Consider the following 14,794-nt stretch of genomic DNA (forward strand, 5'->3'; position numbering starts at 1 on the left):
GGCAACGGGCGCGATACGGAGTACACCAGGGTGGGCTGTCAGCTCGCTGTCAATCACCTTTCGCACTGCCGGACGGCAACGGCGAAGGCAGCTGGCTGGCGAAGTAGGTCGCCGCCGCCAACCGCGGCCCCTCGTTCCCGGCCGCCTGCCGGAAGGCGAGCAGCCACAGCGAACCCTTCTTCGCCGGGGCCGGCCGCCGCCGCTGCTCCGCTTCGGTGACGTGGCTGCGCAGTTCCAACTGGACGCCGTCGCGTTCGGCCAGTTGCGTCACCAGGTCCGGGATCACCCCGCCCTGGCTGCACAGCAGCGGCGTGCCGCCGTCACCGACGACGGCGGAGAACCGGGCCAGCCCGAGCACCGGGTCCGCCCAGTAACCCTCCTCGGAGAGCAGGTGCTCCTGCTCCACCTCCACGCCGAGGTCCTCGGCCACCTTCGAAACGGTCTGCACGCAACGCAGGCGCGGCGCGGAGAGCACCCGGGTCGGGCCGAACCGGCTCGCCACCGCGCGCACCCCGTCGGCCTGCCGCAGCCCGGCGTTCGACAGCGGGCGGAGGTCGTCGTCGCCGGTCCACTCGTCGCGCTTGCCCGCCTTGGCGTGGCGGACCAGCAGCACGGTGGTCAGGTCGGGGGGCAGCGCGCAGAACTCGCGCAGCGTCTCGACGTCCCCGCGGCGGCTGAAGACCGCTTCGGCCTCGGCCACGCCCAGCCAGCGGAGTTCGTCCACCTCCTCGTTCGGGGTGAACTCCCCGCCCACCGCCCTGGCGCTGAAGTAGTCGACGGTCTTGCCGACCGGCCTGCCGCCCGGACCCGGCACCGGATAGGCGACCTGCTTGAGGAAGCGCCCGAGCACCACCTGGAAACCGGTCTCCTCGTGCAGTTCGCGCACCGCGGCCGCCACCGTGGTCTCACCCGGGTCCAGCTTGCCCTTGGGCAGCGACCAGTCGTCGTACCGCGGCCGGTGCACCACCGCGATCTCCGGTTCACCGCCCGGACCCGGCCGCCACAGCACCGCACCGGCGGCGCGGACCTCCACCACCTCGTTCAACCGTTCGCCCGGTGCTTGGCGATCAGCTCCACCTGGTGGTCGCGCACCTCGGTGTCGTCGGCCGGGGACGGGGCCCACTCGCCGGTCGAGGTGAGCACCCAGCAGCGCGTGCTGGGGTCGAGCGCGGAGGAGAAGATTTCGTCGAGTTGCCGGGTCAGCTTGGGTTCCTTGACCCGCACCAGCGCCTCGATCCGGCGGTCGAGGTTGCGGTGCATCATGTCCGCGCTGCCGATCCAGTAGCTGTCACCACCGCGGAAGTGCAGGATCCGCGAGTGCTCCAGGAACCGGCCGAGGATGGAGCGGACGCGGATGTTCTCGCTCAGCCCCTCCACCCCCGGCTTCAGCGAGCAGATCCCGCGCACCACCACGTCGACCTCGACCCCGGCTCGCGACGCCTGGTACAGCGCGTCGATGACCTGTTCGTCGACGAGCGAGTTGCACTTGATCCGCACCCCGGCGGGCCGCCCGGCGCGCGCGTGCTCGATCTCCTCGGCGATGTCGCGCAGGAGGCCCCGCCGGATGCCGTTCGGCGCGGTGAGGATGTTGCGGAAGGTGTCCTGCCGCGAGTAGCCGGTGAGCACGTTGAACAGGTCGGTCAGGTCCGCGCCGATGCTCGGGTCGGCGGTGAGCAGGCCGAGGTCCTCGTAGAGCCGGGCGGTCTTCGGGTTGTAGTTGCCGGTGCCGATGTGGCAGTAGCGGCGGATGGTCGAGCCCTCCTGGCGCACCACCAGCGCGGTCTTGCAGTGCGTCTTGAGCCCCATCAGCCCGTAGACCACGTGCACGCCGGCGCGTTCCAGCGTGCGGGCCCAGGTGATGTTGGCCTGCTCGTCGAAGCGGGCCTTGATCTCCACCAGCGCCACCACCTGCTTGCCCGCTTCGGCGGCGTCGACGAGCGCGTCCACGATCGGCGAGTCGCCGGAGGTGCGGTAGAGCGTCTGCTTGATCGCCAGCACCTTGGGGTCGGCGGCGGCCTGCTCGACGAAGCGCTGCACGCTGGTGGAGAACGAGTCGTAGGGGTGGTGCACCAGCACGTCGCCCTCGCGCAGGGTGGCGAACACGCTCTTCGGCGTCTCGCGCTCACCGAAGGCCGGGTGGGTGGCGGGCACGAAGGTCGGGTACTTCAGCTCCTTGCGGTCCACGCCGGACAGCTGGTGCAGGCAGGTCAGGTCGAGCAGGCCGGGCACCTCGACCACGTCCCTCGGGTCCACCTCCAGCTCGCGCAGCAGCAGTTCGAGCATGTGCTCGCTCATGTCCTGCGCCACCTCGAGCCGCACCGGCGGGCCGAACCGGCGCTGGGCCAGTTCGCGTTCCAGCGCCTGCAGGAGGTCCTCGTCGCGGTCCTCCTCGACCTCGAAGTCGGCGTTACGGGTGATCCGGAACACGTGGTGCTCGGTCACCTCCATCCCGGTGAACAGTTCACCGAGGTGCGCCGAGATCAGTTCCTCCAGCGGCAGGAAGGTGGCCTCGCGCTGCTCCCGCTGGGCCTCCACCCGGATCAGCCGGGGAACGTTGCTCGGCACCTTGACCCTGGCGAAGCGCTCGGTACCGCCCTCCGGGTCGCGCACGGTCACCGCGAGGTTGAGCGAAAGGCCCGAAATGTACGGGAACGGGTGCGCCGGGTCGACGGCGAGCGGGGTCAGCACCGGGAAGATCTGGTCGGTGAAGTAGTTCGACAGCCGGGACCGGTCCGGCCCGTCCAAATCGGACCAGCTGACGATCCGGATGCCCTCGGCGGCCAGCTCCGGGCGCAGCTCCTCCTCGAACGCCCCGGTGTGCCGCTCCACCAGGTCCTGGTTGCGCTTGGCGATGTAGGCCAGCTGCTCACGCGGGGTGAGCCCGTCCGCGCTGCGCACCGACAGGCCGGTTTCGTCGCGGCGCTTCAGCCCGGCCACCCGCACCATGTAGAACTCGTCCAAATTGGACGCGAAGATGGCGAGGAACTTGGCCCGCTCCAGCAGCGGCTGGGAGGCGTCCTCGGCCAGCGCGAGCACGCGCGCGTTGAAGTCCTGCCAGGACAGCTCGCGGTTGAAGTAGCGGTCGTCCGGCAGGGAGTCGGCGGTCAGCGGCGCCACCGCGGTCACCGCCGGTGGCGCCGAGGGGACCCCGTGCTTCTCCGTTGCCGCCGGTGCGGACTGGGTACGGGCCCGGCGCAGGTCCGGTGGGGTGGGTGGGGGGTTCAGCGGCTCGCTCACACCCTGCATTCTTCCCCATCGGGGGCCGTCCTGCGCGTACCGCGATCTACGCCACGGTGAATTCCGGTCAGCTCAGGCAGCACGCCTCGCCGAGCAGGGTCGAGGTGCGCTCGCCGAGCCCGAGCCGCCGGGTGTGCGCGAGGTCGGCGGCGGTGTCCACGTCGCTGCGCAACGAGGGCGCGGCCAGGTCCAGCGGCACCGCGCCGGAGGCGGTGTGGGCCAGCGCCGACCCGGCGCCGAAGTGCGGGTCCAGCGGTTCGCCCGGCGCTGCGACCAGCAGCGTCGTACCGGTGCCCTGGCGGTCGGCGACGAAGGCGCGGCGGTCGGCGGCGGCCCCGAGGGCCATCGCCAGCTCGTCCGGCCGCAGCGCGGGGAGGTCGGCCTGCAACGCGGCGACCACACCGCCCGGATCGGCCCGGCGCAGGATCGCTTCACCCCGGCGCAGCGCGGCGTTGAGCCCGCGCACCCCGGCGTCGTCGACCACCTCCACGCCGAGCCGGTGCAGGCTGGTCAGCGCCAGCGGGTCGGCCGCGACCACCAGCACCCGGCGGACCCCGTTCGCCGCGGTCGCCGCGGCCAGGGTGTCGGCGGCCAGCGCGAGCACCAGCTCGGTGTGCGTGTCCTGGTCATGGATCTCCTCCAGCGCGCCCCGGAGCCGGGATTTGCCCAGGCTGGGCGGTTTCATCGGGACGATCAGGTCCACCTCGCGAGCCACGCCCTCCTTTCTACTCCTGCCCACCCGCCCGGTGCCCGTGACCGGGAGGGAGGCAGGATCAGCGAGGGCAACCGAGCGAGGAGGAGTTTTGGCCGATCGGGAAAAGGGCGGTTTCTGGGTGGGGACCGCCGCGGCGCTGTTCTACCCGCTGACCCTGCTCGGCAGGCGGGAGTACCGGCACGCGGAGCGCATTCCCCGGCAGGGCGGCGCACTGCTGGTGCTCAACCACATCTCGCACCTCGACCCGGTGGTCGACGCGGTGCTGGTGCACCGCGCCAGGCGCGTGCCGCGGTTCATGGCCAAGGAGAGCCTGACCCGGGTGCCGCTGCTCGGCAAGATCCTGATCGGCTCCGGCGGCATCCCGGTCTACCGCGGTTCGTCCAGCGCCGGCGACAGCCTGCGCGCGGCGCACCAGGCGTTGCGCGAGGGCAAGGTGGTGGTGATCTACCCCGAGGGCACGATCACCAGGGACCCGGCGGTCTGGCCCAAGCGCTCCTACACCGGGGCGGCCCGGCTGGCGCTGGAGAACGACGTGCCGGTGATCCCGATCGCGCGCTGGGGCACGCACGAGATCCTCAACGGCTACGACCGCAAGTTCCGGCCGTTCCCGCGCAAGCGGGTGATCCACTCGGTCGGCGAGCCGCTCGACCTGTCCGCCTATCGCGCTCGCCCCTCGGGGGCGAAGGTGCTGCGCGAGGTGACCGACCTGATGATGGCAGAGGTCACCGAGCTGCTGTCCGAAGTGCGCGGTGAGCAGCCGCCGCCGCGCCCGGCCGTCGCGGACGGGGACTGAGATGGGCCTGCAGCGGGTCACCGTGCTCGGGGCCGGGTCCTGGGGCACCACCTTCGCCAAGGTGCTCGGCGACGCCGGGCGCGACGTGACGATCTGGGCCCGCCGTCCGGAGGTCGCCGCGGAGATCGCCGGCGCCGGGACCAACGGGGGTTACCTGCCGGGCGTGGTGCTGCCGTCGCGGGTCACCGCCACCGCCGACCCGGCCGCGGCGCTGGACGGCGCCGAGGTGGTGGTGCTCGCCGTGCCCAGCCAGAGCCTGCGGGCGAACCTGACCGCGTGGCGCGGGCTGCTGCCGCCGGAGGCGATCCTGGTCAGCCTGGCCAAGGGCGTGGAACTGGGCACGCAGAAGCGGATGAGCGAGGTGATCACCGAGATCGCCGGGGTGCCGGACGGGCAGGTGGTGGTGGTCTCCGGGCCCAACCTGGCCAAGGAGATCGCGCAGGAGCAGCCCGCCGCGGCGGTGGTCGCCTGCGCCGACCACGAGCGGGCGGTCGCCGTGCAGCAGGCCTGCTCCACCGCCTACTTCCGGCCGTACACCAACACCGACGTGGTCGGCTGCGAGCTGGGCGGGGCCTGCAAGAACGTGATCGCGCTGAGCTGCGGCATGGCCACCGGCCTCGGCTTCGGCGCCAACACCACGGCGACGCTGATCACCCGCGGCCTGGCCGAAACCGCCCGGCTCGGCGTGAAACTGGGTGCCGACCCGCTCACCTTCGCCGGCCTGGCCGGGCTGGGGGACCTGGTCGCCACCTGCTCGTCCCCGCTGTCGCGGAACCGCACCTTCGGGGAACGGCTGGGGCAGGGGGAGTCGGTGGCGCAGGCGCAGCGGTCCGTCGGCGGCCAGGTCGCCGAGGGCGTGAAGTCCTGCACGTCCATCCGGGAACTGGCCTCCGGCCTCAGCGTGGACATGCCGATCACCGACGCCATGCACCGCGTCTGCCACGAGGGCGGCGACCCCCGCCGCCTCGGTGCCGAACTGCTCGGCCGGACCCACAAGCACGAGTGGTCCTAGTCGCGGCCCCGGGTGGGTGAACGCGGGGTTCACTGGGTGGGAGCCGGTTGACCCGGCGCGGATCGGCTGCTTCGCTGCCGGGGTGACCACGCGTGAGGTGTACGAGCGAGCCAGCCGCCAAGGCCAGCCCCGCGTCTCCGTGCTGTGTCCGTGTTGTCGCCGCTGAACCGTCGCCGAAACCCAGCCGCCACAACACCCGCAGAGGACAGACCACGATGTTCGCCGTCCCGGACAACACCGTCGCCCTGATCGAGAACGTTGTCCACCGCCACCCGGTGCGCGTCGCGCTCGCGTACGCCCACGACCGCGACCGCTGGCGCCACCTCCTCCGCTACGACCCCGACCAGCGGTTCTCCACCCTCGTCGCCCGTGACGGCGAGCAGGAGATCTGGCTGATGAGCTGGCTCCCCGGCCAGGAGACCGACCTGCACGACCACGTCGAATCGACCGGGGCCTTCACCGTCGTCTCCGGGGCGCTGACCGAGACGGTCAGCCGCACCACCGCCGACGGCCGGGTGGTCACCGAGGTGCACCCGCTGGTCGCGGGCCAGTCCCGGGTGTTCGCCCCCGGTTACGTGCACCACGTGCACAACCCCGGCACCGACCCGGCCGTCAGCGTGCACGTCTACCGCACCGGCGGCCGGGCCATGCGCAGCTACCGCGGCAGCTACGTCGACGGGCCCGCCCGCTCCGACACGTGAGCGGGCACCGGGACCGAGCACCCCGGGTCGGTCACCGGTGCCCCGAACGACGTCCGGATCGGCAGCACCCCCGCCCACGCCACGTCCGCTTCCACGTCGGCGGGGTCGTCGAGCGCACCGGCGTCGCGCACCTTGACCGACGCCTCCGCCAGGTCGAGCGCGAGCACCGTGACCGCGGCGAACTCCTTGGCGTTGACCTCGCGCGCGTGCTCCCACGAGCCGGGCGCGAGGTGGTCGGTGAGCACCCGCAGCCCGTGCCGCTTCTCGTCACCGGACAACGCCCGCGCCCGCCCGTGCACCACGGCGCTGCGGTAGTTCATCGAGTGGTCGTTGACCGAACGCGAGTACACCACGGCGTCCAGCAGGGTGACCGTCACGCACACGTCCAGCCCGGTCGCGGCCGCGCGCATGCTCGGCGAACCGGTCGAGCCGTGCAGGTAGAGCGTGTCCCCGTCGCGTCCGTAGCCGGTCGGCAGCACCACCGGCGAGCCGCCGAGCACCAGCCCGAGGTGGCAGACCAGCCCCTCGTCGAGCACCGCGTGCAGCTCGGCGCGCTCGGTCCGGCCGCGGTCCTTCTTCCGGGTCAGCGTGCTGCGTGGAGTGGGTGACAATGGGGTCATGCGGCTAGTCTGGCGCCGGCAAGTGGCATCATGAACGTCCAATTGCCGGACAATTCCAAGAGGCCACTTTGCCGCACCCCGACACCGCGCTCCCGGTGCACCTGGACCGCCGCAGCGGCACCCCGCTCGCCGTGCAGCTCGCCGACGCCCTGCGGGAATCGGCCGCCACCGGGCACCTGCGCGGCGGCGACCGGCTGCCCTCGACCCGGGCGCTGGCCAGCCGCCTCGGCGTCAGCCGGACGGTGACGTCGGCAGCATACGAGCAACTGCACGCCGAAGGCTGGATCGCCGGTCGCCACGGCTCCGGCACCTACGTCACCACCTCGCCGCCCCGCGACCGCCCGGCCCGCGGCCTGGTGCTCGGGGAGGTCCCGGCCCGGCCCGACCTGCTCGACCTCAGCCCCGGCGTGCCGTGGGCCGACGGGCTGGACCGCGCCGCCTGGCGCCGGGCCTGGCGGGCCGCCGCCGACGCACCGCCGTTGTCCAGGGCCCACCGCGCCGGGCTGTTCGACTACCGCGCGGTGATCGCCGAGCACCTGCTGCGCCACCGCGGCCTGTCCGCCGGAACGGATTCCGTGCTGGCCACGGCGGGCACCACGGCCGCGGTGATCGAGATCGCCGGCGCCATCTTCGAACCCGGTGACGTGGTCGGCGTCGAGGAACCCGGTTACCAGCGGGCGGTGCAGGCGCTGACCAGCGCCGGGCTGCGGACCGTTCCGGTGCCGGTGGACGGCGAGGGCCTGCGCCCGGACGCGGTGCCGCGCGGGGTCCGGGCCGTCTACTGCTCGCCCGCGCACCAGTACCCGATGGGCAGCCGGATGAGCGCGGCCCGCCGGGTGCAGCTGGTGGAACGGGCGCGCCACGAGGACTTCCTGCTGGTCGAGGACGACTACGACGGGGAGCTGCGGTTCGACGTGGCGCCGTTGCCGCTGCTCGCCGCGCTCGCCCCGGACGTGGTGGTGCACCTAGGCACCACCAGCAAGATCCTCACCCCGACCCTCGGCGCCGGCTGGATGGTGGCGCCGCCGAAGGTGGCCGCCGCGGTGCTGGAGTACCGCGACCGCGTCGGCACGCGGCCGTCCCCGGCGGGCCAGCGGGTGCTGATCGAACTGGCCCGCAACGGCGACCTCGGCCGCCACCTGCGGAAGCTGCGGCGGGAGCTGTCCGAGCGGCGGACCATGCTGACCACCGCGCTGCACGCGGGCGGTATCCCGGTGCTCGGCGACGACGCGGGTGCGCACCTGGTGGTGCCGCTGGGCTCGGCGGCTGAAGAGCTGGAGCGGACGCTGGCCGCCGAGGCCGCGGGCATCCGGCTGGACCGCCTCGGCCGCCACTTCGCCGGCACCCCGACCGCGTACGGCATTCCGCTGGCCTATTCGGGTTGTTCCCGCGAAGCGCTGGCCGGCGCGCTGGACACCCTGGTCGGTCTACTGCGCCCCGGTGTGATCCACAAGAGCCCGGTAGGGTGACGCCTCATGAGCCCAGCCAAGACGCGGGTCGCCGTGGTGTTCGGCGGCCGCAGCACCGAGCACACCATTTCCTGCGTTTCGGCGGGCAGTGTGCTGGCGAACCTGGACCCCGAGCGGTTCGAGATCGTGCCCATCGGCATCACCCGCGAGGGTGGCTGGGTGCTCGGCACGAGCGACCCGGAACGCCTGCGGATCGACGGCGACCACCTGCCCGTGGTGTCGGAGGGGAAGAGCCTGGTGCTCACCGGCGACCGGGTGAACCGCGAGCTGGTCTCGCTGGACGCCGGGGTGGACGCGATCGGTGCGGTGGACGTCATCTTCCCGGTGCTGCACGGCGCCTTCGGTGAGGACGGCACCATCCAGGGGCTGCTGGAACTGGCGGACGTGCCCTACGTCGGCGCGGGCGTGCTCGCCAGCGCGACGGCGATGGACAAGGAGTTCGCCAAGAAGCTGCTCTCCGCCGAGGGCCTGCCCAGCGGCGACTACGCGGTGCTCCGGCGTGGACGGTCCACTCTGCCCGAAGCCGAGCGCGAACGCCTCGGCCTGCCGGTTTTCGTCAAGCCCGCCAGGGCCGGGTCGTCGATCGGGATCAGCAAGGTGACCGACTGGTCCCAGCTGGACGCGGCGATCGCTTTGGCCCGCGAGACCGATCCCAAGGTGCTGGTGGAGGCCGCGTTGGTCGGCCGGGAGATCGAGTGCGGGGTGCTGGAGTTCCCGGACGGCCGGGTGGAGGCCTCGCTGCCCGCCGAGATCCGCGTGCTCGCCACGGACGAGAGCGCCTGGTACGACTTCGAAACCAAGTACCTCGGCGACGCCGCGGAATTGGACATCCCGGCCAAACTGGACGACCAGGTGACCGAGCGCCTGCGCGAGATGGCCGTGGCGGCCTTCCACGCGCTGGACTGCCAGGGACTGGCCAGGGTCGACTTCTTCGTCGGTGCCGATGGTGAGCTGACCATCAACGAGGTCAACACGATGCCGGGCTTCACGACGACTTCGGCGTATCCGAAGATGTGGGCGGTGACCGGGGTGGATTACCCGACGTTGTTGTCGACGCTGGTGGAGACGGCGATCGCTCGTGGGACGGGGTTGCGGTGAGTGTGTTGGGGGCCGCCCCGCTTTTCTAGTGTTTTCGGCTGTGGAGCGGGGCGGACTGGGGGGCTGGGCGGCTGGTGCTGCTGAGTGGCCCGGCTTGCGGTGGGGCCTGGGTTGGTTCGCCTGGTGGGTGCCCGGCTTGCGGTGTGGAGTCCGAAGTGGTTTGCGCCTTGTCTCGCCAGCCGCGCTAGCAGCCCTCGGTGGCGGGGACGTTGGCGAAGCCCTTGCCCGCGCCGCTGACCGTGTTGCTGGCGCAGACTCGGTTGCCCAGGTCCTTCTTGTGGATGTAGAAGCCGTAGGCGCCGGGGGACCGGACGTCGGCGGTGTTGCCGGCGAAGGTGTTGTTCTCGCCCCAGCCCGCCAGTTGGACGTGCACCTCGAAGCCGCCGTAGCTCTTGGTGGTGACGTAGACCTTGCTGCCCTTGTTGTTCGTGACGCGGTAGCCGTTGCCCTTGACGTCGACCCAGCTGTCCCCGGAGTTGGCGCCTTGCTGGCCGGTGCCGTCGAAGGTGTTGCCGGACAGTTCGCCGTCGCTGGTGCCTTCCTTGACGTCGATCGCCTCGGCGGCCACGTTCGGGCCGATCTTGTTGTTCAGCGCCTTGTTGCGATCACTGCGATCAGGGGTGCCACCCGGCCAGTTGCTCTTCGCCGACCCGAAGTAGATGCCTTCGCCGTAGTCGGGGGTCTGCCTGCCGGTGTCGCTGATCTCCGAGTTCCGCACCACGTTGTCCGTGCTGCCGTGCTGGAAGTGGATGGCTTCGTGACCGATGTCGTGCACCCGCAGGCCGTCCACCACGGTGTGGCGCACGCCCAGCGCCATCAGGCCCTTCTGCCCGCCGGTGATGGTGAAGCCTTCGAGGTTCCAGTAGCTCCCGGTCAGTTCCAGGGTGCGCCCGCCGGACGCCTTCAGCACCGCGTCGCGCGGGCCCTTCAGGGTGATCCGGGCGTTCGCCGTGCCGCTGACCGGTGCCTTGAAGTTGCCGGGGTAGGTCCCGGCGGCCAGCTGAACCGTGTCACCGGGGTCCACAGTGGACAGGGCGCTGGCGAGTTCGGCGCTGGTCCGGACGGTGATCACCGCCGCCGAAGCGGTGCCGGGAACGGTGAGCGCCGCGAGCGCGGCGGTGACTGCGACGGTGACGCCTGCACGCATGGGAAGGACCTCCGAGTCTCCTGCGTGGCGGCGGAACACACCCACGCTAATGAGCCTCCCCGTGCCGGTCAACCGTCGGAGAACCGCAGCGGCACCGGGGGCAGCGCACCCGCGATCGCGTCGGAGACCTCCTGCAGCGGGCCGGTTCCGGCGCTGTCCGGCACGGTCAGCGCGACGTAGACGGCGCGGTCGGCGAGGAACCAGGTGGTGGTGCCCTCGACCGCGATCGGCAGCCACTGCACGGAGTTGACCACCCGCAGCTGCGCCGTCCTGGTCAGCTCCCGGGGTTGGTCCAGACCGCAGCGCAACACGACCGGGTCACCGGTGCCCCAGGCCGCGGTCGACGGGGGAGCGGGCTCGGCCAGCACCCGCTTGGCCAGCTGCTCGCCGTTGGAGGTCAGCTCGCCGGGCAGCGCGCCGATCAGCGAGGCGCATTCGGGTGCACCGGCCTGCGGGGCGGGCACCGGGACCAATGGCAGCGGACCTTCGCCCGGCTCGTCGGCCGATCCGGTGATGATGCCGAACACCGCCACCCCGGCGGCGAGCGCGACCGCCAGGGTCGCGGCGATCACGATGAGCAGCCGGGGCGGGGCGCCGGTCTCGGTGTCGAACTCAGGCACGGCCCAACTAGACCACGCGTCAGAGGTGCACCACGGGGCAGGTCAGCGTCCGGGTGATGCCCTCCACGTTCTGCACCTTGGCCACCACCAGCTGGCCGAGCTGGTCGACGTTGTCCGCGGCGGCCCGGACGATCACGTCGTAGGGGCCGGTCACGTCCTCTGAGGTGGTGACCCCGGGGATGCCCGAGATCTCCGCCGCGACGGACGCGGCCTTGCCGACCTCGGTCTGGATGAGGATGTATGCGTGGACCACGGCGTGCCCCTTCGTCTGGATCTGCCTGCGCAAGGTAGGAACGTCTGAGGAACGTACCCCAGTAAGGGAACGATAGGGGATCCGACTATTTGAGGTCAGGAGGAAACGGCGTGCCGCAGGACACATCCGAGCAGCCGACCGTGGCGCAGACGGGTGAGTTCGGCCTGATCCGCGCGCTCACCAGGGACCGCGCGCAGCCGCCGTTCACCCTGCTCGGGCCGGGCGACGACGGAGCGCTGGTGGCCGCCCCGGACGGGCGGGTGGTGGCCAGCACCGACGTGCTGGTGCAGGGGGTGCACTTCCGGCTCGACTGGTCGGCACCCGAACAGGTCGGCCGCAAGGCGGTGGCGGTGAACCTGGCCGACATCGCCGCGATGGGCGCGCTGCCGACGTCGGTGCTGGTGGGGTTCGCCTGCCCGGGGGATCTCCCGGCGGCGGTGCTCACCGGGCTCACCGACGGCATGTGGGCCGAGGCCGAACGCGCCGGGATCGGCGTGGTCGGCGGGGACGTGGTCCGCTCCGAAACGCTGGTGGTCAGCGTCACCGCGCTCGGTGACCTCAACGGCCTGCCACCGGTGACCCGCTCGGGCGCCCGCGCCGGCGACGTGGTCGCGGTGTGCGGGCGGCTGGGCTGGGCGGCGGCCGGGCTGGTGGTGCTCGGCCGCGGTTTCCGGTCGCCGGTCGGCGTGGTCAACGCCCACCGCTACCCCGAACCGCCGTACGAGGCCGGGCCGGCGGCGGCTTCGGCCGGGGCCACTTCGATGATCGACGTCTCCGACGGCCTGCTGGCCGACCTGGGGCACATCGCGAAGGCGTCCGGGGTGGGCATCGACGTGCGCACCGACGCGCTCCAGCCGGACCAGCGGCTCCAGGAGGTGGCCGCCGCGCTCGGCGCCGACGCCCAGCGCTGGGTGCTCACCGGTGGGGAGGACCACGCGCTGGCGGCCACCTTCCCGCCGGACGCCGAGCTGCCCGGCGGCTGGCGCCGCATCGGCATGGTGACCAAGCCCGAGTTCGGCCTCACCGTGGACGGCCGCCCGCACACCGGCGGAGACACCGGGTGGGAGCACTGGAAGACCGGCTAGGGTCTCGATCGTGGAGATCCGTGTGGCCGCCTACGACGATCCGGACGCGCAGAAGCTGATCGCCGAGGTCCAGCAGGAGTACGTGGTGCGCTACGGCTCACCGGACGACACCCCGGTGCGGCCGGAGGAGTTCGCCGCGCCCAACGGCTTGTTCCTGGTCGGCTACCTCGACGACGTCCCGGTGGCGACCGGGGCCTGGCGGGTGCGCGACGCCGACGGCGGCGGGGTGCTGCGGGACGGCGACGCCGAGATCAAGCGCATGTTCGTGGTCACAGCCGCACGGGGCCGCGGGCTCGCGCGTGCCATGCTCGCCGAGATCGAGCGCACCGCGCTGGCCGCCGGGCGACGGCGGATGGTGCTGGAGACCGGGACCAAGCAGCCGGAGGCGATCGAGCTGTACCGCTCGAGCGGGTACCGGGAGATGGCCGGTTTCGGCCACTACGCCGGTGAAGCGGAGAGCCGGTACTACGGCAAGGCGCTCACCGGCTGAAGGAGGACGACCGTGGCGATCTACGCACTCGGCGACCTGGTGCCCGACATCCACCCCGACGCCTACGTCCACCCGGACGCGACGCTGATCGGCGACGTCCGCATCCGCGCGTTCGCCTCGGTGTGGCCGCAGGCGGTGCTGCGCGGCGACAACGGGTACATCGAGATCGGCGAGCGGTCCAACGTCCAGGACGGCTGCGTCGTCCACTGCACCGCACAGCACCCGACGGTGCTCGGGCCGTCGTCGGCGATGGGGCACTCGGTGCACGTCGAAGGCGCGGTCATCGGCACCGGCTGCCTGATCGCCTCGGGATCGGTGGTGCTGAACGGGAGTGAGATCGAGGACGGCGGCGTGGTCGGTGCCGGAGCCGTGCTGTCGTACGGGTCGCGGGTGGCGCCGGGGGAGATCGCGCTCGGTGTGCCGGCCAGGACGCGGGAGAACAAGTCGTTCGGCCCGGAGATGGTCGAGGCCGTGGTGACGAGCTACGTCGGGCGGGCGGCGCGGTTCCGCGCGGAACTCCGCCTGCTGAGCTGAGGCCGCCGACCCGTTGGTGTGACGCGGGCGATAGAGTCGCCCGCCGTGACCGCACGACCGCTGCACGAGATCGTCGAAGCCGGCTGGGCGAAGGCTCTCGCCCCCGTGGAAGCCAACATCGCCGCGATGGGCGAGTTCCTCCGCGCGGAGATCGCCGCCGGGCGCACCTACCTCCCGGCCGGGGAGAACGTCCTGCGGGCGTTCAAGCAACCCTTCGACGGGGTGCGCGTGCTCGTCGTCGGCCAGGACCCGTACCCGACGCCGGGGCACGCCATCGGCCTGTCCTTCGCCGTCGCGCCGGAGGTCCGCCCGCTGCCGAAGAGCCTGGTGAACATCTACAAGGAGTACGCCGAGGACCTCGGCCACCCGCTGCCGTCCAACGGGGACCTGACGCCGTGGGCCGAGCAGGGCGTGCTGCTGCTCAACCGAGCGCTGACGGTGATGCCGGGGAAGCCGAACTCGCACCAGGGCAAGGGCTGGGAGGTGGTCACCGAGCAGGCGATCAAGGCGCTGGCCGAGCGCGGCGGGCCGCTGGTGGCGATCCTGTGGGGCAGCAACGCCCGCAAGCTCAAGCCGCTGCTGGGTGCGGTGCCGTGCGTGGAGTCCGTGCACCCGAGCCCGCTCTCGGCGCACAACGGCTTCTTCGGCTCACGCCCGTTCAGCCGGGTGAACGAACTCCTGGTCCAGCAGGGCGCCGAGCCGGTGGACTGGAAGCTCCCCTAGGACACGCAAAAACGGCGAGTGCCCCGGTTGGGGCACTCGCCGTTCTGAGACCCGATCTCAGCCGCGGACGACCTTGCCCGCCTTGATGCACGAGGTGCACACGTTCAGGCGCTTGCGCTGGGACAGACCGACCTTGGCGTGCACGGTCTGGATGTTCGGGTTCCACCGGCGACTGGTCCGCCGGTGGGAGTGTGAGACCGACTTACCGAAGCCGGGTCCCTTGCCACAGACGTCGCACACGGCAGCCACGTCGAACTCCTTTGGATCTTCGAAGACGAAATCACGCCCGGCACGGCG

At 72.0% G+C, this 14,794-nt stretch carries 17 protein-coding genes; 9 read left to right on the forward strand and 8 right to left on the reverse strand.

All coding sequences use genetic code 11. From position 1 onward, the window contains the following. Positions 1–49: 49 nt before the first annotated feature. The 3 genes from AC07EG_RS18225 to cofC are packed head-to-tail and all read right to left on the reverse strand — an operon-like array spanning position 50 to position 3,922. Positions 50–1,045, reverse strand: a complete 996-nt coding sequence (locus AC07EG_RS18225; RefSeq protein ID WP_478254277.1) for an NUDIX hydrolase — start codon at positions 1,043–1,045, stop codon at positions 50–52. Further along, on the reverse strand, positions 1,042–3,246 hold the full coding sequence (locus AC07EG_RS18230; protein WP_478254278.1) for an RNA degradosome polyphosphate kinase: 2,205 nt from the start codon (positions 3,244–3,246) through the stop codon (positions 1,042–1,044). The genes AC07EG_RS18225 and AC07EG_RS18230 overlap by 4 nt, the downstream gene beginning before the upstream one ends. A gap of 58 nt (positions 3,247–3,304) precedes the next feature. Then, positions 3,305–3,922: a 2-phospho-L-lactate guanylyltransferase gene (cofC, locus tag AC07EG_RS18235; protein WP_478254362.1), complete on the reverse strand. Its 618-nt coding sequence runs from the start codon at positions 3,920–3,922 to the stop codon at positions 3,305–3,307. Positions 3,923–4,040: 118 nt separating this feature from the next. On the opposite strand from cofC, the gene AC07EG_RS18240 reads away from it, so the two are divergent. The 3 genes from AC07EG_RS18240 (at position 4,041) to AC07EG_RS18250 (ending at position 6,458) form a co-directional block, all read left to right on the forward strand. Next, on the forward strand, positions 4,041–4,745 hold the full coding sequence (locus tag AC07EG_RS18240; protein WP_478254279.1) for a lysophospholipid acyltransferase family protein: 705 nt from the start codon (positions 4,041–4,043) through the stop codon (positions 4,743–4,745). 1 nt (position 4,746) lies between these two features. Beyond that, a complete protein-coding gene (locus tag AC07EG_RS18245; protein WP_478254280.1) occupies positions 4,747–5,757 on the forward strand; it encodes an NAD(P)H-dependent glycerol-3-phosphate dehydrogenase in 1,011 nt (336 codons plus the stop codon). A 215-nt stretch (positions 5,758–5,972) separates the two neighbouring features. Beyond that, positions 5,973–6,458 (forward strand): cysteine dioxygenase, encoded by a 486-nt coding sequence (locus AC07EG_RS18250; protein WP_478254281.1) that lies wholly within the window; start codon positions 5,973–5,975, stop codon positions 6,456–6,458. Here AC07EG_RS18250 and AC07EG_RS18255 read toward each other — a convergent pair. Next, positions 6,425–7,078 carry a pyridoxamine 5'-phosphate oxidase family protein gene (locus tag AC07EG_RS18255; RefSeq protein WP_478254282.1) on the reverse strand — a complete coding sequence of 218 codons (654 nt, stop codon included), beginning with the start codon at positions 7,076–7,078 and terminating at the stop codon, positions 6,425–6,427. The genes AC07EG_RS18250 and AC07EG_RS18255 overlap by 34 nt on opposite strands. Positions 7,079–7,146: 68 nt before the next feature. Between AC07EG_RS18255 and pdxR the strand changes: the two genes are divergently transcribed. Both pdxR and AC07EG_RS18265 read left to right on the forward strand, forming a co-directional pair. Further along, entirely contained in the window at positions 7,147–8,547 is a 1,401-nt protein-coding gene (gene pdxR, locus AC07EG_RS18260; protein WP_478254283.1) for a MocR-like pyridoxine biosynthesis transcription factor PdxR, read from the forward strand. Between the two features lie 6 nt (positions 8,548–8,553). Further along, positions 8,554–9,645, forward strand: a complete 1,092-nt coding sequence (locus AC07EG_RS18265; protein ID WP_478254284.1) for a D-alanine--D-alanine ligase family protein — start codon at positions 8,554–8,556, stop codon at positions 9,643–9,645. 184 nt (positions 9,646–9,829) lie between these two features. Here AC07EG_RS18265 and AC07EG_RS18270 read toward each other — a convergent pair whose 3' ends face one another. The 3 genes from AC07EG_RS18270 to AC07EG_RS18280 form a co-directional block, all read right to left on the reverse strand. Then, positions 9,830–10,792, reverse strand: a complete 963-nt coding sequence (locus tag AC07EG_RS18270; protein ID WP_478254285.1) for a right-handed parallel beta-helix repeat-containing protein — start codon at positions 10,790–10,792, stop codon at positions 9,830–9,832. Positions 10,793–10,860: 68 nt separating this feature from the next. Beyond that, positions 10,861–11,412 (reverse strand): DUF3515 domain-containing protein, encoded by a 552-nt coding sequence (locus AC07EG_RS18275; protein WP_478254286.1) that lies wholly within the window; start codon positions 11,410–11,412, stop codon positions 10,861–10,863. 19 nt (positions 11,413–11,431) lie between these two features. Beyond that, positions 11,432–11,665: an Lrp/AsnC family transcriptional regulator gene (locus tag AC07EG_RS18280; RefSeq protein ID WP_153036892.1), complete on the reverse strand. Its 234-nt coding sequence runs from the start codon at positions 11,663–11,665 to the stop codon at positions 11,432–11,434. A gap of 110 nt (positions 11,666–11,775) precedes the next feature. On the opposite strand from AC07EG_RS18280, the gene AC07EG_RS18285 reads away from it, so the two are divergent. Genes AC07EG_RS18285 through AC07EG_RS18300 form a run of 4 tightly spaced genes read left to right on the forward strand, consistent with a single transcriptional unit; the run spans position 11,776 to position 14,497 of the window. Then, entirely contained in the window at positions 11,776–12,750 is a 975-nt protein-coding gene (locus AC07EG_RS18285) for a thiamine-phosphate kinase (RefSeq protein WP_478254287.1), read from the forward strand. A 10-nt stretch (positions 12,751–12,760) separates the two neighbouring features. After that, entirely contained in the window at positions 12,761–13,240 is a 480-nt protein-coding gene (locus AC07EG_RS18290) for a GNAT family N-acetyltransferase (protein ID WP_478254288.1), read from the forward strand. A gap of 12 nt (positions 13,241–13,252) precedes the next feature. Continuing rightward, positions 13,253–13,774: a gamma carbonic anhydrase family protein gene (locus AC07EG_RS18295; protein ID WP_478254289.1), complete on the forward strand. Its 522-nt coding sequence runs from the start codon at positions 13,253–13,255 to the stop codon at positions 13,772–13,774. Between the two features lie 45 nt (positions 13,775–13,819). Continuing rightward, positions 13,820–14,497: a uracil-DNA glycosylase gene (locus tag AC07EG_RS18300; RefSeq protein WP_478254290.1), complete on the forward strand. Its 678-nt coding sequence runs from the start codon at positions 13,820–13,822 to the stop codon at positions 14,495–14,497. A gap of 57 nt (positions 14,498–14,554) precedes the next feature. Here the strand turns inward: AC07EG_RS18300 and rpmB are convergent, their stop codons facing one another. Then, complete coding sequence (gene rpmB, locus AC07EG_RS18305; RefSeq protein WP_113693675.1) at positions 14,555–14,746, reverse strand: 50S ribosomal protein L28; 192 nt, start codon at positions 14,744–14,746, stop codon at positions 14,555–14,557. Between the last annotated feature and the right edge of the window lie 48 nt (positions 14,747–14,794).

This window comes from Amycolatopsis sp. NPDC045836 (assembly GCF_056431745.1).

Coding starts and splice junctions, on each gene's coding strand:
- AC07EG_RS18230 (WP_478254278.1), bottom strand. CDS start 3,246: ATGCAGGGTGTGAGCGAGCCGCTGAACCCCCCACCCACCCCACCGGAC.
- cofC (WP_478254362.1), bottom strand. CDS start 3,922: ATGAAACCGCCCAGCCTGGGCAAATCCCGGCTCCGGGGCGCGCTGGAG.
- AC07EG_RS18245 (WP_478254280.1), top strand. CDS start 4,747: ATGGGCCTGCAGCGGGTCACCGTGCTCGGGGCCGGGTCCTGGGGCACC.
- AC07EG_RS18250 (WP_478254281.1), top strand. CDS start 5,973: ATGTTCGCCGTCCCGGACAACACCGTCGCCCTGATCGAGAACGTTGTC.
- AC07EG_RS18255 (WP_478254282.1), bottom strand. CDS start 7,078: ATGACCCCATTGTCACCCACTCCACGCAGCACGCTGACCCGGAAGAAG.
- AC07EG_RS18265 (WP_478254284.1), top strand. CDS start 8,554: ATGAGCCCAGCCAAGACGCGGGTCGCCGTGGTGTTCGGCGGCCGCAGC.
- AC07EG_RS18270 (WP_478254285.1), bottom strand. CDS start 10,792: ATGCGTGCAGGCGTCACCGTCGCAGTCACCGCCGCGCTCGCGGCGCTC.